Source organism: Pseudoxanthomonas sp. F37 (genome assembly GCF_022965755.1).
Taxonomy (GTDB): domain Bacteria; phylum Pseudomonadota; class Gammaproteobacteria; order Xanthomonadales; family Xanthomonadaceae; genus Pseudoxanthomonas_A.
In genome coordinates this window covers 3,174,557-3,193,040 of sequence record NZ_CP095187.1, presented here as the reverse complement: position 1 = coordinate 3,193,040, position 18,484 = coordinate 3,174,557, and the positions used below count along the sequence as shown (strand labels likewise).

General features: G+C 68.0%; 13 protein-coding genes, 1 tRNA gene and 1 riboswitch. Of the genes, 7 read left to right on the top strand and 7 right to left on the bottom strand.

Annotated features, from left to right (window positions below; genetic code table 11):
- The first annotated feature begins 128 nt into the window (after positions 1 to 128).
- The 6 genes from MUU77_RS15055 (at position 129) to MUU77_RS15030 (ending at position 5,936) form a co-directional block, all read left to right on the top strand.
- Positions 129 to 1,928: an autotransporter domain-containing protein gene (locus MUU77_RS15055; protein WP_245094554.1), complete on the top strand. Its 1,800-nt coding sequence runs from the start codon at positions 129 to 131 to the stop codon at positions 1,926 to 1,928.
- Between the two features lie 79 nt (positions 1,929 to 2,007).
- Positions 2,008 to 2,081, top strand: a tRNA-Gly gene (locus MUU77_RS15050).
- Between the two features lie 78 nt (positions 2,082 to 2,159).
- Complete coding sequence (gene rimK, locus MUU77_RS15045) at positions 2,160 to 3,044, top strand: 30S ribosomal protein S6--L-glutamate ligase (RefSeq protein WP_245088494.1); 885 nt, start codon at positions 2,160 to 2,162, stop codon at positions 3,042 to 3,044.
- Positions 3,045 to 3,365: 321 nt separating this feature from the next.
- Entirely contained in the window at positions 3,366 to 3,872 is a 507-nt protein-coding gene (locus MUU77_RS15040; RefSeq protein WP_245088493.1) for a hypothetical protein, read from the top strand.
- Between the two features lie 23 nt (positions 3,873 to 3,895).
- Positions 3,896 to 4,579, top strand: a complete 684-nt coding sequence (locus tag MUU77_RS15035; protein ID WP_055936695.1) for a response regulator transcription factor — start codon at positions 3,896 to 3,898, stop codon at positions 4,577 to 4,579.
- Complete coding sequence (locus MUU77_RS15030) at positions 4,566 to 5,936, top strand: HAMP domain-containing sensor histidine kinase (RefSeq protein WP_245088491.1); 1,371 nt, start codon at positions 4,566 to 4,568, stop codon at positions 5,934 to 5,936. Before MUU77_RS15035 ends, MUU77_RS15030 begins: the two co-directional genes overlap by 14 nt.
- Positions 5,937 to 5,955: 19 nt before the next feature.
- Here MUU77_RS15030 and MUU77_RS15025 read toward each other — a convergent pair whose 3' ends face one another.
- The 6 genes from MUU77_RS15025 to ahcY all read right to left on the bottom strand — a co-directional run bounded on the left by MUU77_RS15025 (position 5,956) and on the right by ahcY (position 13,505).
- Positions 5,956 to 6,549 carry a hypothetical protein gene (locus tag MUU77_RS15025; protein WP_245088489.1) on the bottom strand — a complete coding sequence of 198 codons (594 nt, stop codon included), beginning with the start codon at positions 6,547 to 6,549 and terminating at the stop codon, positions 5,956 to 5,958.
- A 100-nt stretch (positions 6,550 to 6,649) separates the two neighbouring features.
- On the bottom strand, positions 6,650 to 7,483 hold the full coding sequence (metF, locus tag MUU77_RS15020) for a methylenetetrahydrofolate reductase [NAD(P)H] (RefSeq protein WP_245094536.1): 834 nt from the start codon (positions 7,481 to 7,483) through the stop codon (positions 6,650 to 6,652).
- Between the two features lie 80 nt (positions 7,484 to 7,563).
- Positions 7,564 to 8,082, bottom strand: coding sequence for a gluconokinase, GntK/IdnK-type (locus tag MUU77_RS15015; protein ID WP_245088487.1), 519 nt, complete (start codon positions 8,080 to 8,082; stop codon positions 7,564 to 7,566).
- The gene (locus MUU77_RS15010; protein WP_245088485.1) at positions 8,079 to 10,451 is read right to left on the bottom strand and encodes an NdvB protein; all 2,373 of its coding nucleotides are present in this window, start codon (positions 10,449 to 10,451) and stop codon (positions 8,079 to 8,081) included. Before MUU77_RS15010 ends, MUU77_RS15015 begins: the two co-directional genes overlap by 4 nt.
- Positions 10,448 to 11,848, bottom strand: coding sequence for an MFS transporter (locus MUU77_RS15005; protein ID WP_245088483.1), 1,401 nt, complete (start codon positions 11,846 to 11,848; stop codon positions 10,448 to 10,450). The genes MUU77_RS15010 and MUU77_RS15005 overlap by 4 nt, the downstream gene beginning before the upstream one ends.
- Positions 11,849 to 12,065: 217 nt before the next feature.
- Positions 12,066 to 13,505 (bottom strand): adenosylhomocysteinase, encoded by a 1,440-nt coding sequence (gene ahcY / locus MUU77_RS15000; protein ID WP_245088481.1) that lies wholly within the window; start codon positions 13,503 to 13,505, stop codon positions 12,066 to 12,068.
- Positions 13,506 to 13,544: 39 nt separating this feature from the next.
- Positions 13,545 to 13,632: riboswitch (S-adenosyl-L-homocysteine riboswitch) on the bottom strand.
- 141 nt (positions 13,633 to 13,773) lie between these two features.
- Here ahcY and ppc point away from each other — a divergent pair.
- Complete coding sequence (ppc, locus tag MUU77_RS14995; protein WP_245088479.1) at positions 13,774 to 16,497, top strand: phosphoenolpyruvate carboxylase; 2,724 nt, start codon at positions 13,774 to 13,776, stop codon at positions 16,495 to 16,497.
- A 109-nt stretch (positions 16,498 to 16,606) separates the two neighbouring features.
- On the opposite strand, the gene MUU77_RS14990 is transcribed toward ppc, so the two are convergent.
- Positions 16,607 to 18,472, bottom strand: a complete 1,866-nt coding sequence (locus MUU77_RS14990; protein ID WP_245088477.1) for an ATP-binding cassette domain-containing protein — start codon at positions 18,470 to 18,472, stop codon at positions 16,607 to 16,609.
- Positions 18,473 to 18,484 lie beyond the last annotated feature (12 nt).

Genomic DNA, 18,484 nt, shown 5'->3' with positions numbered 1-18,484 from the left:
GTGCGCCGGCCGCGTTTGGTGGAACGATGCGCGCCATGCGCAGCCGTACGGCAGAGCCGGCGCGCAGTCCATCATCCATTGCCCCGGGAGATTCCATGAAGCGTTCCATCTCGCCCGTCCGTTCGTTGCTGGCCATCGCGCTGGCGATGGCGGCAACCCCCGTCCTGGCCCAGGACGGCCCGTATACGCAGACCGTGTTCTTCGGCGACAGCCTGACCGACGCCGGCTACTTCCGCCCGCTGCTGCCGGCGTCCGTGCAGGCGGTGACCGGCCAGTTCACCACCAACCCGGGCTTCGTCTGGTCGCAGTACCTGGCCGAGTACTACGGCACCAGCGCCTACGCCAATGGCAATGGCCAGGTGGGCACCAACTACGCCGCCGGCGGCGCGCGCGTGGGCACCAACACCTCCGGTGCGCTGGGTCCCATCCCCTCCCTCGCCACCCAGGTCAACACCTACCTGACCTCGACCGGCGGCCGTGCCGACCCCAACGCGCTCTACACGGTCTGGGGCGGTGCGAACGATCTGTTCGCCATCACCAGCGGTGGCGCCGATCCCACCACCACGATCGGCGGCGCGGTGACTGCGCAGGTGGGCCTCATCGGCACCCTGCAGAACGCAGGTGCGCGCTACATCCTGGTGCCCACCATTCCGGATCTGGGCGTGACGCCGGGCTTCCGCGCACAGGGTGCCGCCGCGGCCGCCGCGGGCACGCAGCTCTCCGCCACCTACAACGCCGCGCTGTTCGATGCGATCGATACGGCCGGCCTGCGGGTCATTCCGCTGGACACCTTCTCCCTGCTGCGCGAAATCGTCGCAAGCCCGGCCGAGTACGGCTTCGCCAACGTCACCGGCACGGCCTGCCAGCCGCAGATCACCGCCAACTCGCTGACCTGCAATCCGACCTCGTACGTCACCCCGAACGCGCCGGACACCTACGTATTCGCCGACGGTGTGCATCCCACCTCGAGGGCGCACAGCATCCTGTCGCAGTACGCGGTGGCCATGCTGGAAGGCCCGCGCCAGATCGCGCTGTTGCCGTACACCGCCTCGGTGCACGGGCGCGCGCGCGCCGACCGGGTGGCCTCGCACGTGGCCGGCAAGCCCGAGGCCGACGGCATGCGCTGGTGGGGCGACCTGCGCGGCGACTTCCTGCGCTACGGTCACGGCGACCTGTACGACGGCGCCGGCCCGATGGGGACGTTCGGCGTGGACTGGTCGCGGGGTTCGCTGGTCTACGGTGCGTTCGCCGGCTATGGCCGGGCGGAGTACGACTTCGGCCAGCGCAGTGGCAGCTTCGATGAATCCGACGCCACGCTGGGCGGTTTCGCCGGCTGGTATGGCGACCGCCTGTGGGCCAACGCGCAGGTCAGCTACAGCTGGATCTCCTACGATGTGGACCGTGAAGTCCAGTTGGGCGACGTGACCCGCCGCCACAGCGGTTCGCCGGACGGCACCAACCTGAGCCTGGGCCTGAGCGCCGGCTACCAGTGGGGCGAGGGCGCGTTCCGCCACGGCCCGGTGATCAGCGTGGTGTCGCAGACCATCGAGATGGACGGCTACAGCGAGAGCAACGTCAACTCCAGCGCGCTGGCCTATCCGGACCAGGATTTCGACTCGCTGATCGGCAGCGCGGGTTATGAGTTCAGCTATGCGATCAACGACCACCTGCAGCCGTATGCACGGCTGACGGTGGACAAGGAGTTCGAGGATCCGGCCGAGGAGGTGTTCGCCCAGGCCCTGTCGCTGCCCGGCACCAGCGCCTATGCCGTTCCGGGGCTGGATACGGACGACGGCTACGGCACCCTGCTGATGGGCGCCCGCACCCGGCTGTTCGGCTTCGACGCCAACCTGGGTGTCACCACGACGGTCAACCAGGGCGGCGGCACCAGTACCACCGCCTTCATGACCCTGGGCGGCAGCTTCTGAGATGGCTGAACGATGCGGCGCCGGCCACCGGCGCCGCATTGCCTTGTCCCCCCGCGCGGCATAGACTTCGGTCGTCCGCGCGGGTGTAGTTCAATGGTAGAACTGCAGCTTCCCAAGCTGCTAGCGTGGGTTCGATTCCCATCACCCGCTCCATCCCCCTCTCGCTTCCGCCGTCATCGCCCGGCCTTCCGGGCGTGCGATGCTGTACGCGGCCCAGGTGATCCCGCGTCCATGAAGCTCGCCATCCTGTCGCGCAACAGCAAGCTGTACTCGACCCGCCGACTGGTCGAAGCCGCCCGCCAGCGCGGCCACACGGTCCGGGTGCTGGACCCGCTGCGCTGCTACATGCGCATCGCCTCCTCCGGCTTCCAGCTGCATTACAAGGGCCGCTCGCTGGCCGGCTACGATGCCGTCATTCCCCGCATCGGCGCGTCCATCACCCGCTACGGCACGGCGGTGCTGCGGCAGTTCGAACTGATGGGCACCTACAGCCCCAATCCGTCCGATGCCATCCTGCGCGCCCGCGACAAGCTGCGGGCGCACCAGCTGCTGGCCGCGCAGGGGATCGACCTGCCGGTGACCGTATTCGGCGACAACCCCGACGACACCTCCGACCTGCTCTCCATGCTCGGCCCGCCCCCCCATGTCATCAAGTTGAACGAAGGGGCCCAGGGCGCTGGCGTGATGCTCACCGAGAAGCCCTCGGCATCGCGCAGCGTGGTGGAGGCCCTGCGCGGCCTGTATGCCAGTTTCGTGGTCCAGGAGTTCATCGGTGAGGCGGAAGGGGCCGACCTGCGCTGCTTCGTCGTGGGCGATGAAGTGGTGGCGTCCATGCGCCGGCAGGCGCCGGAAGGGGATTTCCGTTCGAACCTGCATCGGGGCGGCACGGCCCTGCACGTGGCGGCCACCGAAGAGGAGCGGGCCGTGGCCATCCGGGCCGCGCGCGTGCTGGGACTGGGGGTCGCGGGCGTGGACCTGATCCGGGCCAAGCGCGGCCCGCTGGTGCTGGAGGTCAATTCCACGCCCGGCCTGGAGGGCATAGAGGCGGTCTGCGGCGTGGACGTGGCGGGCAGGATCGTGGAGCACCTGGCGACCCATGCTGAACAGGGCGGCTGATCGTTCTTTCACATGGATTTAACGCTCCTTTTAACGGGTGTTTAATCGCTCCCCGCGTAGCCTCTCCCGGACCGCAGCTCTGCGTTCCTCCCGGTGGATTCATCTGGAAAGCACAGGATTACGGTAATCGGGGCATTACTTTGGCCCAAGCGGGCGTCCACCCGCTTGGGCCTTGTTTTTTCTGGAATTCTTGGCGTAGCCGTAGTTACCTATGCAAGAATCGACTGCTGACGCGCTGTCCACCCCGGCGCGCATGAGTTCTCTGCTTCCACGAAGATGGAGGCGCACCGGTGGGCCCATTCTCTTTAACGAGGTGAAAGGATGCGTAAGCTGTTTGTGGTCTCCCTCATGCTGCTGGCCATTCCAGTAGCGCAAGCCTCCATGAATGCCGCCTCGGGCGGTGCTTCCGACGCGCCGCAGCAGCTCAACGTGACGGTGCCTTTCGAACGGCAGAAGGAGAAGATCATCGCCGACCTGGGCAATGGCGAAACCTATGCCGAGATCAAGCCGGAGGAGCAGGTCGAGGTTCGCAATGCGCTGACCCGCATCAGTGACGCCCTGCAGAAGGCAGGCGGCGTGGATCAGCTTTCCGCGGAGGACAAGGCCAAGGTGTTCAACGACCAGGAACTGGTCAACACGATTCTGACCCGCGCGCACGAGGACAGCCGCCTCGTGTGCACCCGAGAGAAGAAAGTGGGCTCGCATCGCATTACCAATACCTGCAAGACGGTGGCCGAGCGCCGCCGGGACAGGGAGGAGAGCCAGGGTGCCTTGCGTCGCAATATGCGGGTGGTCTGCGTGCCCAACGTAAGTTGCCCCGGATACTGAGCGCCTTGCCGAGCAACCCAACCATGCGCATCCTCGTCATCGAAGACAACAGCGACATCGCCGCCAACCTCGGCGATTATCTGGAAGAGCGTGGCCACACCGTCGACTTCGCGGCCGACGGTGTGACCGGCCTGCACCTGGCGGTCGTGCACGAGTTCGACGCGATCGTGCTCGACCTCAACCTGCCCGGCATGGACGGGCTGGAGGTCTGCCGCAAGCTGCGCAACGAAGCGCGCAAGCAGACGCCGGTGCTGATGCTGACGGCACGCGATTCACTGGACAACAAGCTGGCCGGCTTCGATTCCGGTGCCGACGACTACCTGATCAAGCCGTTCGCGCTGCAGGAAGTCGAGGTGCGCCTGAACGCGCTGTCCCGTCGCGGCAAGGGCGTGCAGACGCGCGTGCTGGAAGTGGGCGAACTGGAATACAACCTGGATACGCTGGAAGTGCGCCGCCAGGGCAAGCTGCTGCAGCTCAACCCCACCGCACTGAAGATCCTGCAGGCGCTGATGGAGGCCTCGCCTGCGGTGGTGACGCGCCAGGAGCTGGAAACCCGCGTCTGGGGCGAGGAACTGCCCGATTCGGACTCCCTGCGCGTGCATATCCACGGCCTGCGCGCCGTGGTGGACAAGCCGTTCGACTCGCCGTACATCCAGACCCGCCATGGCATCGGATACCGCATCGCCGCACCCGATGCCAGCAGCTGATTCGCCGAAACCCCGCCGCCACCGCCGCTTCCGGCGGCGGCTGCGCACCCGCATCATCCTGTCGTTCGTCCTGTTGGGTTTCGGATTGACCACGCTGTTCGCGTTTGCTGCACTCTGGGCAAGCAAGTACGTCGAGAACCAGCTGGTTGACGACGTGATGAATCGGAACATCGACGAATACGTGCGCATGCATCAGCGCAATCCGGATGCCAAGCCCACATTGGCGGTCGACCAGATGTACGGTCGGGTCGTGAATCCGAATGACCCGGGCTCGATGGCTCGTCTCGCTGCCGACTACCCGCAATGGGTCAGCATGCCGGAGGGCATTTCCAGCTACACCGGTACCGACGAGGCCAATCAACTACTGTCGTACAAGGTTGCATTGCGCAAGACACCCGACGCCTGGTACTACCTCGCTTACGACACGCGCAGGGCGAATATCGCCCAGCAACGTTTGTGGTGGTGGCTATCGTTAGCGGTGCTCGTGTTCGTGGCCTTGTCGCTGGCGCTGGGATGGTGGTCGGCATCGAAGGTAATGAGTCCGGTTTCGGAGCTGGCTTCCCGCCTTCGTGCCTATCGAGGTAGCAGCAATCCGCGTCCGTTGGCGCCGCATTTCCCGCAAGACGAGGTTGGCGAACTGGCGAAATCTCTGGATGATTACGCCGAACGCCTCACCGAAGTCGTCCAGCGCGACCGCGAGTTCAACGCCGACGTCAGCCACGAACTGCGCACGCCACTGGCCATCATCCGCGGCTCGGTGGAACTGATGCTGTCGCGGCCGGACATGGACGAGAAGACGCGCACCCGCATCCAGCGCATCCAGCGTGCGGAGCAGCAGTGCACCGACCTGATCAGTGCGCTGCTGCTGCTGTCGCGCAACGAGCGTGGCCATGGCAACACCGACGTGGCGCGCGTGGTGGACCAGTTGCTGGACGCCCATCGCGCCACGCTGGGCGGCAAGCCGCTGACGCTGCGCGTGGAGGGCGAGGAGGGCGCGCGCGTCGATTCTCCCGAGGCCGCGCTCTCCGTGGCGCTGGGCAACCTGATCGGCAATGCGGTGAAGTACACCAAGGAAGGCGAGGTCGTGGTCCGCCTGTTGCCGGATGCGGTGGAAGTGGTCGATTCCGGGCCAGGCCTGAGCAAGGAGGACGCCGCGCGCCTGTTCGAGCGCGGCTATCGCGGCACGCATGCCGGCCACTCGCAGGGCGGCGGCATCGGGCTGTCCATCGTCAGCCGGCTGTGTGCGCTGTACGGCTGGGAGGTCGGGGTACGGCCGGGCGAATCGAAAGGGGTGGTGGCGACACTCCGCTTCTCGCCGACGCGCGAGGCGTCGTCGGCCCATCCGGCGCGCGCCTGAAGCGCCCACGGCAACGCGCTTACAGCGTGATCCAGAAGCAGTTGTAGGCGCGTCGCAGTCCGAACGTGGTGTTCGAGGGCGTGGCGCCGTTCTTCAGCGTCTGCACGATGCGCAGGCCCACGGGGCGCGTGCGCTGTGCCGATGTCGGGTAATAGCCGTCCCGGTTGGGGTCGACGACGGCGCCCCCGGCATCGAGGATCGGCGCGGGGGCCGGGTGCACCGGCACGATGTCCACCAGCGGGCGCTGGGCGACCGCGTCCAACTGGTCGAGGATCCGCAGGGCGGCGGCATCGGAGACGCCGCTCCAGTGGTAGACGCCGGCAAGCCGGTTGACGTCCCCGGCGGTGATCGCCATGGACACCTGCGCCACCAGGTCGCTCAGCGTGCGCGAGCAACCGCCGCGATAGAGCGCGCCCGTAGAGGAAGGCCCTGTGCTGCCGGCGGAAGGCAGCCGATCCATCGCGCCGATGTCTTCGCAGTTCTTGTCGGTGTAGACGGTGTCGCCGGCCATCGTCGTGCAGCGTTGCACGCCCTGCTGCTGCGCTTCGGCGGGTGCTGGATCGAATGCGGCCCACAGGCACAGGCTGGCGAGGAGAAGAAGCGGAAAGCGCATGCCCGCAGCGTAATCCGGGCCTGCCATCCGGTCACTGTGCGCATGCCCGGATTGCGACCGCCGTTCACGTGCGGGTGGGGCGCATGGCGCGCCCGGGTGTTCAGTCCGCCCAGCCCAGCCGGGACAGGACGGTCTGGGTGGGCTTGGCGAGGTTCAGCGTGTAGAAGTGCAGCGACGGCGCGCCGCCGGCGATCAGCCGCTCGCACAGGCCGGCCACCACGTCGGCGCCGAAGTCGCGGATGGCCTCCGCGTCGTCGCCCAGCGCCTGCATGCGCTTGCCGATCCAGCGCGGGATCTCCGCGCCGCAGGCCTCGGAGAAGCGGCGCAGCTGGGCGAAATTGGAGATCGGCATGATGCCCGGGATGATCGGGATGTCCACGCCCAGCCTGCGTGCCGCGTCGACGAAGTGGAAATACGCATCCGCGTTGTAGAAGTACTGCGTGATCGCGCCGTTGGCGCCGGCCTCGACCTTGGCCTTGAAGTGGCGCAGGTCGGTCAGGGCATCCTCGGCCTGCGGGTGCGTCTCGGGGTAGGCGCCGACTTCGATGTGGAAGGTGTCGCCGTGTTCGGCGCGGATGAACTGGATCAGCTCCGCGGCGTAGCGCAGGTCGCCCGGGTGGCCCATGCCGGAGGGCAGGTCGCCGCGCAGCGCGACGATGCGCCTGCATCCCAGTGCGCGGTACAGCCGCAGCAGTTCGCGGATTTCCTCGCGGCTGCCGCCCACGCACGACAGGTGCGGCGCGGCATCGAAGCCATGGTGCTGGTTGAGATGGCGCACCGTCTCGGAGGTGTAGCTCAACGTGGAGCCGCCCGCGCCGAAGGTGCAGGACACGTAGTCCGGCGCATGCGCCTTCAGCTTCTCGGCGGTGCGATCGAGCTGGGCGCGCTGCTCATCGGTCTTGGGCGGATAGAACTCGAAGCTGATGGAGGGCATGGCGGCGTCCAGTCGTATGCCCGGATTATATCTCTTCATCCGGATGCGTGTGAATACCTGTCGGGTGGATGCAGGGCCTGTCAATCCGCGAACGTCTCCATGTTCGCCAATGCCAGGTCCAGCTGGACGGCGGGAGCCTCTTCCATCGGGATCGGGAAGACATCGACTTCATTGCAGGGGTTTTCGAGGGCGGCGAACTGGCTGTCCACCAGTGCCGCCGGCATGTAGTGGTCACGGCGTGCGAGCACGCGAGCGGCCACCAACGCCCTGTCGCCCTGCAGGAACAGGAACCGCAACGGCAGCCCGCTGGCGCGCAGCCGGTCGCGATGGCGTCGGCGCAGGCCGGAGAACGCCAGCACCACGCGCTCGCCCCCCGCCACGCGGCGCTGCAGGTCCGCGACGATGCGGGCTACCCAGGGCGCGCGCATGCGGTCGGTGAGCGGTTGCCCACCGGCCATGCGCGCTTTCGCCGCCGCGCTGTGGAAGTCGTCGGCATCCAGGAACGTCGCCGGCCAGGCATCGGCCAGGGCCCGCGCCAGTGTGGTCTTGCCGCTGCCCGACACGCCCATCACCACGACGACGCCCGCGCGTGCGGTCATGCCGGTACTTCCACCCGCACCTGGTAGGTGCGGCCGGCCTCGAAACCGCGGATGGCCGTGTCGTCCTGCCAGACGCCATCCAGCGCCACGCGCGCCTGCGCCAGTCCTGGCATGCGCTCGATGGCGACCTCGAACATCGCGCCCCGGAAGCGGCGCGAGGCGCGCGCCGAAGGCCAGTGCGAGGGCAGGTGCGGTTCGATCCGCAAGGCATCGCCGTCTCCGCGCAGGCCGAACAGTTCCTCCACCAGGCAGCGGTAAAGCCAGGCTGCCGTGCCGGTGTTGAACAACTGGCTGGAGCGGCCGGCGGTGCGCGGATACAGGCGCCAGGCACCCCGGTAGTAGTTGGGCACGAACACCGGCAACTGGCCGCGCTGCAGGCAGTCGGCCGGTGCGGGCGAGGGCAACATGGCGCGCAGCACCTGCCAGGCGCGGTCGGCATCCCCGATCTGGTACAGGCTGTACAGGTAGAACGCCGCCGCATGGTTGTAGACCGCGCCGTTCTCGGCGGTGCCCGGGAACTTCTGCGTCACCCGCCCGACATCCTCGCGCATGCGCGTGTACGGCGGGTCGTACATGGTCACGCCATAGGGCGAGACCAGGTGCGTGTCGATGGCATCCAGCATGCGCGCCTGCCGGCCCGCATCCGCCGCACCGCCGAGCAGGGCCCAGCTCTGCGGATTGAGGAAGATGCGGCCTTCCCGATCCGCACTGACGCCAAAAGCGACGCCGTCGTCGGTGATGCCGCGCCCGTACCAGTCGCCGTCCCAGAGGTGCGCGTTCATGGCGGCGTTGCATGCCTCGGCGCCCAGGCGCAGTTCGTCGGCGAGCCGCTCATCGCCGCGGCGCGCGCAGATGTCCGCCCACTGCTTCAATGCGTAGGCGCTGGCCAGCGTCAGCCAGCCCGACACGCCGCGCCCGCGCCAGCCGACCATGTTCATCGGATCGCACCAGTCGCCCTGTGCGATATAGCTGAGGCCGCGTGCGTCACGCGCCTGCAGCAGCCAGCGCATGGCGCGGGTGATGCGCTCGGCGACGGGGGCGGCATGGCCTTCGCGGTCGGCGACCATCGCATCGAGGATCGCGTCGTCGCCCGTCTCGTCCAGATAGGCGCGCAGGCAGATCGGCAACCACACGCAATGGTCCGTGTGCGGGATCTGGTTGATGTACTTCAACTCGGCGCCCTCGACCAGCAGGATGCCGTCGGGCATCGCCCCCGAGGGCTCCTGCTGCGAGAGCGCGTGCAGGAACGCCGCGCGTGCCGCCTCGGGACGCAGGAACCCCATGCCCATGTGGTCCTGCATGTAGTTGCGGGTCTGCGGATCGGTGGTCAGGCGGTTGACGTCGCCGTGATAGAAGACCTGCCGGGGCAGCCAGTGGTTGGCGAAGGCGTCCAGCCACGGATCGGGCGTCTCGATGCGCAGGCAGCCCGAACCCGCTTCGACGTGCGTCGCGCTGCCGGTGCCGGCTTCGGCAAAACCCGCCGCCGACAGATGTCGGGCGCGGAGATGCCGAATCCCGTCGTCGTCCCGCGCGGGTGCGAACACGAAGCGGTACTCCTGCACCTCGTCGTCGGCCAGCGCCACGCGATACTGCAGCACCGTCGTCGGCATTTCGTAGGCGGCGTCGCCCCCGCCCAGGCGCTCGCTGCCGACGATGCCGTCCGGCGCATGCAGCCCGCCTTCGCCTTCGAACTGCGCCTGGTTCGCCTCCCAGGCATCGGGCATCCGCTCGTAGAGCAGGACGGTGCGGTCCTTGAAGTCGCGGTGGCGGAAGTAGTCCTCCACCTTCTGGTAGGGCGTGACGCTGTCGCAGACGATGCCGCCCAGGTCGGCGCGGTGGCGGCCGGACTGGTTCATCCACGACATGTAGCCGACCGGGAAGTAGGGATACAGGCTGATGCGGCGGCGGCGACCCGAACGGTTGCGTACACGCAGGGTCCACAGTTCCGCCACGTCGTCGACAGGCAGCACGACGGCCATCTCCACTTCGATGCCTGCGCAGCGTACCCGCCACGCGACATCGCTCAGTCCCACCGAGAACGCGAACGCCTCCGGCGTGCGGCGGACCGGTTCGTGCGGCACCGAGAACAGGCCGCCGTCCTCCTCGTCCTTCACGTAACAGAAGCGACCCGGATGATGCGCGTAATACGGCTGCTCCGGCTGCATGAAGGTCTTGGCTTCCAGCGTCGGCGCATGCGCATACTTGGCCGGCTCCGGCTGCGTGAACTGCGCCGTGGCGAAGCCGCGGCAGTTGAGCTGCAGCAGCATCCGCCGGTTCCACAGGAACGTGGACGCTGCGGGCATCGCCGTGGGGCTGGTCAGGACGAACCGCCGGCCGCCTGCTTCGAACCCGTACGGGGCATCCGTCATGCGGAGGCCTCCCGGCGCGATCGCAGTTCGGCCTGGACCTGCGCCAGCGTGGCGCCATCCAGGGGATAGAAGCGCATCACCCAGGCCGCCAGCAGTGCGACGCAGCCCGGGATCACCGTCAGCAGCAGCACGATGCCCAACCGCGAGGCGTCCGACTGCGCCGCATTGGCCACATAGCCCATGCCGGCCAGGATCCACGCGATCGTGGCCGACGCGAGCGCGCCGCCCAGCTTCTGCGAAAACGTCGCCGCGGCGAACGTCATCGCGGTGGCGCGCCGGCCGGTCTTCCACTCGGTGTAATCGGCGCAGTCCGCGTACATCGAGAACGCCAGCGGGGATTTCGGCCCCAGCATCAGGCCGACCAGCAGGTTGAGCGCGAACATCAGCCAGACCGACTCGGGCGGGACGAAGAACATCGCACAGCTCACCACGCCCACGCCGGCCATCAGCCACGCCATCAGCCGCCGCTTGTCCACGTGGCGCGTCATCAGCGGTGTCAGTCCGGCGCCTACCGCCAGCGCCAGCGCGTACATGCCCAGGAACAGGCCGGTCAGGTCGGGGCGCCCGAGGTGGTACTTCAGGTAGTACGCCAGCGAGCCGCCGCGCATCACGATGGTCACCATGATGACGAGCGCCAGGGCGAACAGCACCATCCACGGCCGGTTGTGCAGCAGGTCGACGACATCCTGGCGGACGGCACTGCGTTGCTGCGGCGGCGGCGCGACGCGCTCGCGCGTGGTCAGGAATACGGTCACGAACACGGCCGTGGCGATCACGCCGTACAGCGACAGGGTCAGTTGCCAGCCCAGTGCCTCATCCCCGCGCCCGAGCCAGCGCACCAGGTCCAGCGTGAGCCAGTTCACCGCCATCGTGCCGGCGAAGGCGGCGATGAAGCGGAAGCTGATCAACTGCGTGCGCTGCTGGCTGTCGGCGGTGATCACGCCGGAGAGTGCGGAATAGGGAATGCTCAGCACGGTGTAGGCCAGCATCATCAGGGTGAAGGTCGCATAGGCCCATGCCAGTTTCCCGCCCTCACCCAGGTCGGGCACGGTCCAGGTCAGCACGCCGGTGAACGCCAGTGGCAACGCGCCGTACAGCAGGTAGGGACGGAAGCGGCCGAAACGGCTGCGGGTGCGATCCGCCAGTGCCCCCATCAGGGGGTCGGTGACGGCATCCACGATCTTGGTGACCAGCATCATGGTGCCGACGGCGGCCGCCGCCAGGCCCATCACGTCGGTATAGAAGATGAGCAGGAAGGCCGAGATGTTCGCCCAATAGAGGTTGAAGCCGAAGTCGCCGATGCCGTAGCCGGCCTTTTCTCCGAAGCGAGGTCCGGTGTCCGTCGCCGTCGTGCTGTCGGGCTGCGCGGTGCCGCCGCTTCCCTGTTCGCTGCGCATGTCCACTCCCGGTGCTGGGTCGTTGCGCCGCAGCCCAGGCACAGGCCTGGGCGACGGTACGGCGGCCAAGCTTGCGATGATCCCCTTAGCGAGGCAAGCGCCCAGCGGTATCGAAATGGTTGCGGATGAAGGCGCGCGACGGACACTCGCTGGGTGGAATGCGGAACGGGCGCCACAAGGCGCCCGTTCCGGGGGTGACGCATGAACGCCGGAGCGATCAGTAGCGGTAGTGGTCCGGCTTGTACGGCCCTTCGACCGCCACGCCCAGGTAGTCGGCCTGTTCCTTCGTCAGCGTGGTCAGCTTCACGCCGATCTTCTCCAGGTGCAGGCGCGCGACTTCCTCGTCCAGGTGCTTCGGCAGGCGGTAGACGGTCTTCTCGTACACGTCCTTGTTCGCCCACAGGTCGATCTGCGCCAGGGTCTGGTTGGCGAAGGAGTTCGACATGACGAAGCTCGGGTGGCCGGTGGCGCAGCCCAGGTTCACCAGGCGGCCCTCGGCCAGCAGGAAGATCGCGTTGCCGTTCGGGAACACGAACTTGTCGACCTGCGGCTTGATGTTGATGCGCTTGGCCTCGGAGGCGTACAGCGCGTCCACCTGGATCTCGTTATCGAAGTGGCCGATGTTGCAGACGATGGCCTGGTCCTTCATCGCCCGCATGTGCTCGAGGGTGATGATGTCCTTGTTGCCGGTCGTGGTGACGTAGATGTCGGCCTGGCCCAGGCTGTCTTCGACGGTGTTGACCTCGAAGCCTTCCATCGCCGCCTGCAGGGCGCAGATCGGGTCGATCTCGGTGACGATGACGCGGGCGCCGTAGGCGCGCAGCGAGTGCGCCGAGCCCTTGCCCACGTCGCCGTAGCCGCAGACCACGGCCACCTTGCCGGCCAGCATCACGTCCATCGCGCGCTTCAGGCCGTCGGCCAGCGATTCGCGGCAGCCGTACAGGTTGTCGAACTTGGACTTGGTGACCGAATCGTTGACGTTGATCGCCGGCACCAGCAGCTTGCCCTGTTCGGCGATCTGGTAGAGGCGGTGCACGCCGGTGGTGGTCTCTTCGGACACGCCCTTCCAGTCCTTGACCACGCGGGTCCAGTAACCGGGGCGCTCCTTGGCCACGCGCTTCAGCAGGTCCTTGATCACCTGCTCCTCGTGGTTGCCCGAGGCGGTGTTGACCCAGTCGCTGCCGTTCTCCAGCTCATAGCCCTTGTGGATCAGCAGGGTGACGTCGCCACCGTCGTCCACCACCAGTTCCGGGCCGGTCAGGGTGCCGTCGGCCAGGGTGAAGGTCAGCGCGTCCAGCGTGCAGTCCCAGTACTCCTCCAGCGTTTCGCCCTTCCAGGCGAACACCGGGGTGCCGCTGGCGGCGATCGCGGCGGCGGCGTGGTCCTGCGTGGAGAAGATGTTGCACGAAGCCCAGCGCACGTCGGCGCCGATGTCCTTCAGCGTCTCGATCAGCACGGCGGTCTGGATGGTCATGTGCAGCGAGCCGGTGACCCGCACGCCCTTCAGCGGCTTGGTGGCGGCGTGCTTGCGGCGGATGGACATCAGGCCGGGCATCTCGTGCTCGGCGATGTCCAGTTCCTTGCGGCCCCAGTCGGCCAGGGAAATGTCGGCGACCTTGTAGTCGCCCTCGGTGGAAAACTTGCGTACGGCGTTCATCGTGTTGGCTCCGGGAAGGTGGCGAGCGGGGCTCGCATGCTTGACCGGGCGCCGTTGCGGTTTCCTGCCGAGCCTGGCCGTGCTTGTCTGTCGGACAGACATCACGGTCGCAGCGCCCCTCGGCGGCCAGCATTATATCGCTTGTTCCGGATGAAACGATGACGCACGGCCCGGCCTGATCGGGTAGGCTTCGGATGCTGCCCTGCAGCAGACCAATGGTCCGCAAGGACAATACCAATTCCGGCCCACGATCGACCCCACGCCGCGCATGAACAGTCCCCGCAGCCTCGAATTTGCCCCGCCCGACGTCCCCCTGCGCGAGGACGTGCGTCGCCTGGGGACCCTGGTGGGGGAGATGCTGGCCGAACAGGTATCGCCGGACTTCCTGGCCCAGGTCGAACGGGTGCGCACCACCGCCATCGCGCGGCGCCAGTCGGGCGAGCCACCGCAGTCGCTGGCCGGACTGCTCCAGGGTCAGTCGCCGGCCCAGGCCGAATCGCTGATCCGCGCCTTCAGCACCTACTTCCAGGTGGTGAACATCGCCGAACGCGTCCATCGCATCCGTCGCCGGCGCGACTACCAGCGGACCGGCAGCGCGCGGCCACAACCCGATGGTCTGCACGACGCGCTGGTCCGCCTCAAGGCGCAGGGCGTCTCCCTGGAGGAACTGGCCGACTGGCTGCCGCGCATCGACGTGGAGCCGGTCTTCACCGCGCATCCGACCGAGGCCGTGCGCCGCGCGCTGCTGGAGAAGGAGCAGCTGATGGTGGCCAGCCTGATCAACGGGCTGGACGGCACGCGCACGCCCGGCGAACTGGCCACCGACACCGCACGCTTCCGCATGGCGCTGACCTCGGCCTGGCAGACGGCCGATTCCTCGCCGGTGCGCCCGGGCGTGGAAGACGAACGCGAGCATGTCGGGTTCTATCTGATCGAAGTGCTGTACCGGGTCATCCCGGTGCTGTACGAAACGTTGGAGAGCGCCATCACCGAGGTCTACGGCGCCGTGCCCGAGGTCACCGCGCGGCTGCCGCGCGTGCTGCGCTTCGGCACCTGGGTCGGCGGCGACATGGACGGCAACCCCAACGTCGACGCAGGCACCGTGACGGCCACGCTGGACGCGCAGCGACGGGCCATCCTGGCGCGCTATCTGAAGGAACTGCGCCAGCTGACCACGCTGCTGAGCCAGTCCTCGTCCATGGTGGGCGTGTCGGAGGAGGTCCTCGCGCAGGTCCAGCGCTACCGCGCGCTGATGCCCGATGCCGCCAGCAAGTCGCGGCCGCGGCACGGCGACATGCCCTACCGCCTGCTCAACGACCTCATGCGCGCGCGCCTGCACGCCACGCTGGAAGACCGGCCCGAGGGCTATGCCTCGCCGGAGGAACTGGCGCACGACATCGAACTCATCCTGCGCAGCCTGGAAACCAACCGCGGCATCCACGCGGGGTGGTTTGCGGTGCGCAGGCTGGCCTGGCGCGTGCGCACATTCGGCTTCCACCTTGCCCGGCTGGACGTGCGGCAGGAATCCAGCGTGCATGCGCGCGCCGTGGCCGCCGCGCTGGGCGATGCCGACTGGGAGCAGCGCGATGCGGTCGAGCGCGCTGCACTGCTGGGGCCGTATGCCAGCGGCGATGCCGTCCTGCCGGCCTCCGGCGAGGAAGGCAACCAACGGCTTGATGCGGTCTTCAAGGCCCTGGCCGATGCGCGCACGCGGCACGGCACCGATGCGCTGGGCACCTACATCATCAGCATGGCGCACAGCCGCGCCGACGTGCTGACCGTGCTGGCGCTGGCGCGCCGGGGCGGACTGGTCGACCACGCGGGGCAGGTGCCGCTCGACATCGCGCCGCTGTTCGAGACCATCGACGACCTGGGACATGGCACCGACGTGCTGCGCGACCTGCTGGCCGATCCGGTCTACCGGGCCCATCTGGCCGCGCGCGGCAACGTGCAGATGGTGATGCTGGGGTATTCCGACAGCGGCAAGGACGGCGGCATCGCCGCCTCGCGCTGGGGCCTGCAGCGGGCGCAGGTGGATCTGGTCGAGGCCGCCCAGGAACTGGGCATCAGGCTGACCTTCTTCCATGGGCGCGGCGGATCGATCATCCGCGGTGGCGGCAAGACCACGCGCGCGCTGGAAGCGGCGCCGCGCGGCAGCGTGGACGGGCGCCTGCGCGTGACCGAGCAGGGCGAGGTCATCCACCGGAAATACGGCATCCGCGCGCTGGCGCTGCGTTCGCTGGAGCAGTCGGTCGGCGCGGTGCTGCTGTCCAGCCTGCGGCCGCGTCCGCCGGAACCGCGCGAGGCGCGCTGGCGCGAGATCATGGCGCTGGTGGCGGAGGAAAGCACGCAGGCCTATCGCGCGTTCGTGCAGTCGCCGCGCTTCATGGACTATTTCCGCAGCGCCACGCCGATCGACGTGATCGAACGGATGACGCTGGGCTCGCGGCCCTCGCGCCGGTTGGGCCAGGACGCGGCGCTGGGCAACCTGCGTGCGATCCCGTGGGTGTTCGCGTGGAGCCAGGCGCGCGCGGTGATCCCCGGCTGGTACGGCGTGGGCGCCGGCCTGCAGGCCGCGGTGGATGCCCATGGGGAAGAGGCGCTGCGCGAAATGGCGCGCGAGTGGCCGTTCTTCAAGACCTTCCTCGACGATGTCTCCATGGTGCTGGCCAAGGGCGACCTGAGCATCGCCGAGATGTATTCGAAGATGGCAGGCGAACTGCATGGGGAGTTCTTCCCGAAGGTGCAGCAGGAACACGCGGCCGCGCTGCGCTGGGTGCTGGCGCTCAACGGCAACGAATGGTTGCTGCAGCACGACCAGCGCCTGGCGCTGTCCATCCGCCTGCGCAATCCCTATATCGACCCGATCAGCGTGATGCAGGCCGATCTGCTGAAGCGCTGGCGCGACAGCGACCGACAGGACGATGCGCTGCTGCACGCGCTGGTCGCCAGCATCAACGGCGTGTCGCAGGGCGTGCAGAACACGGGGTAAGGCGACCCTGCTTCTGTAGGAGCGCCCTCGGGCGCGATGCTCCTGCGCAGGGAATGATCGGAATCACAGGCATCGCGCCCGAGGGCGCTCCTACACGGGGGTCGGGATTTCAGCCATCCAGTTCCGACCAGCGCTGGTAGGCATGGTCCAGTTCGGCCTGCTTCGCGGCGAGTTCTTCGTTGGCGCGCTGCAGGTCGGCGGGGGGCTGCTGGTAGTAGGCCGGGTCGTTCATCGCCGCGGTGCGCCTGGCCACCTCGGCCTCCAGCGCTTCGATGCGCGCCGGCAGCTGTTCCAGTTCGCGCGTTTCCTTGAAGCCCAGCTTGCGCTTGGCGGTTGCCGGTTCGGGTTGCCTGGACAGTGCGGGCTTGACGGGCGCGGACGCCGTGGCGGTCGCCGCCGGCGTGCGGCGCTGGCGCAACCAGTCCGAATAGCCCCCGACGTAGTCGCCCAGCCGCCCTTGGCCTTCCAGCACCAGCGTGCTGGTGACCACGTTGTCGAGAAAGTCGCGGTCGTGGCTGACCAGCAGCAGGGTGCCCTTGTAGTCCAGCAGCAGCTCTTCAAGCAGTTCCAGCGTCTCGACGTCCAGGTCGTTGGTCGGTTCGTCCATCACCAGCAGGTTCGAGGGCTGGGCGAACAGTTTGGCCAGCAGCAGGCGGTTGCGCTCGCCGCCGGACAGGCGGGTGATCGGTGCGCGGGCGCGCTCGGGCGAGAACAGGAAGTCCTGCAGGTAGCCGATGATGTGCTTGCGGCTGCCGTTGATCTCGACGAAGTCGCTGCCCTCGGCGACGTTCTCCAGCGCGGTGCGCGATTCGTCCAGCTGGCTGCGGTGCTGGTCGAAGTAGGCGATCTGCAGGCCGGTGCCCAGCTTCACTTCGCCGTGCTGGGGTGCCAGCTCGCCCAGGAGGATCTTGAGCAGGGTGGACTTGCCGGCGCCGTTGGGGCCGACGATGCCGACCCGGTCGCCGCGCATGATGGTCGCCGACACGTCGTCCAGCAGCACCCGGCCGTCATACGCCTGGGTGATGTGCCTGGCCTCGATGACCTTCTTGCCCGAGGACTGCGCGGCGGCGGCTTCCATCTTCACGTTGCCGGACAGGTCGCGCCGTTGCGCGCGCTCGCGGCGCATCGCCTTCAGCGCGGTGACGCGGCCTTCGTTGCGGGTGCGGCGGGCCTTGATGCCCTGGCGGATCCAGACCTCTTCCTGCGCCAGCAGCTTGTCGAAGCGGGCGTTCTCCTGCGCTTCGGCATGCAGGCGCTCCTCGCGCCGGCGCAGGTAGTTGTCGTAGTCGCCGGGCCAACTGGTCAGCTGGCCGCGGTCGATCTCGAGGATGCGGGTGGCCAGCGAGCGCAGGAAGCTGCGGTCGTGGGTGACGAACACGATGCTGCCGCCGAAGGACTTCAGGAAGCCCTCCAGCCAGGCGATCGCCTCGATGTCCAGGTGGTTGGTCGGCTCGTCCAGCAGCAGGATGTCGGGATTGCGCACCAGCGCCTGCGCCAGCAGCACGCGGCGCTTCATGCCGCCGGACAGCGCGGCGAAATCGGTCTCTTCCGGCAGTTCCAGCCGTTCCAGCACCTGCTGCACGCGGCGGTCCAGGTCCCACCCGTGCCGGGCTTCGATCTGCGCCTGCGCTTCGCCCATCGCGTCCATGTCGCCGTCGTGCACGGCATGGTGGTAGCGCGCGAGCAGCTGGCCCAGGTCGCCCAGGCCCTGGGCGACGACATCGAACACCGTGCCCTGCGTGTCCTGCGGCACTTCCTGCGCCATGCGCGCGACCACCACGCCGTTCTGGACGCGGATCTCGCCGTCGTCGGGCTTGAGCTCGCCGGCCATCAGCCGCATCAGCGTGGACTTGCCCATGCCGTTGCGGCCGACGATGCAGACGCGTTCGCCGGATTCGATGGACAGGTCGACGTGTTCGAGGAGAAGCGGACCGCCGACGCTGAAGTCGACCCGCTGGAATTGCATCAGGGACATGCGCGTATTGTA

Excerpts from the sequence above, each read along its gene's own strand:
- rimK (WP_245088494.1), top strand. The coding sequence starts at position 2,160 with ATGAAGCTCGCCATCCTGTCGCGCAACAGCAAGCTGTACTCGACCCGC.
- MUU77_RS15040 (WP_245088493.1), top strand. The coding sequence starts at position 3,366 with ATGCGTAAGCTGTTTGTGGTCTCCCTCATGCTGCTGGCCATTCCAGTA.
- MUU77_RS15035 (WP_055936695.1), top strand. The coding sequence starts at position 3,896 with ATGCGCATCCTCGTCATCGAAGACAACAGCGACATCGCCGCCAACCTC.
- MUU77_RS15030 (WP_245088491.1), top strand. The coding sequence starts at position 4,566 with ATGCCAGCAGCTGATTCGCCGAAACCCCGCCGCCACCGCCGCTTCCGG.
- MUU77_RS15025 (WP_245088489.1), bottom strand. The coding sequence starts at position 6,549 with ATGCGCTTTCCGCTTCTTCTCCTCGCCAGCCTGTGCCTGTGGGCCGCA.
- metF (WP_245094536.1), bottom strand. The coding sequence starts at position 7,483 with ATGCCCTCCATCAGCTTCGAGTTCTATCCGCCCAAGACCGATGAGCAG.
- MUU77_RS15015 (WP_245088487.1), bottom strand. The coding sequence starts at position 8,082 with ATGACCGCACGCGCGGGCGTCGTCGTGGTGATGGGCGTGTCGGGCAGC.
- MUU77_RS15010 (WP_245088485.1), bottom strand. The coding sequence starts at position 10,451 with ATGACGGATGCCCCGTACGGGTTCGAAGCAGGCGGCCGGCGGTTCGTC.
- MUU77_RS15005 (WP_245088483.1), bottom strand. The coding sequence starts at position 11,848 with ATGCGCAGCGAACAGGGAAGCGGCGGCACCGCGCAGCCCGACAGCACG.
- ahcY (WP_245088481.1), bottom strand. The coding sequence starts at position 13,505 with ATGAACGCCGTACGCAAGTTTTCCACCGAGGGCGACTACAAGGTCGCC.
- ppc (WP_245088479.1), top strand. The coding sequence starts at position 13,774 with ATGAACAGTCCCCGCAGCCTCGAATTTGCCCCGCCCGACGTCCCCCTG.
- MUU77_RS14990 (WP_245088477.1), bottom strand. The coding sequence starts at position 18,472 with ATGTCCCTGATGCAATTCCAGCGGGTCGACTTCAGCGTCGGCGGTCCG.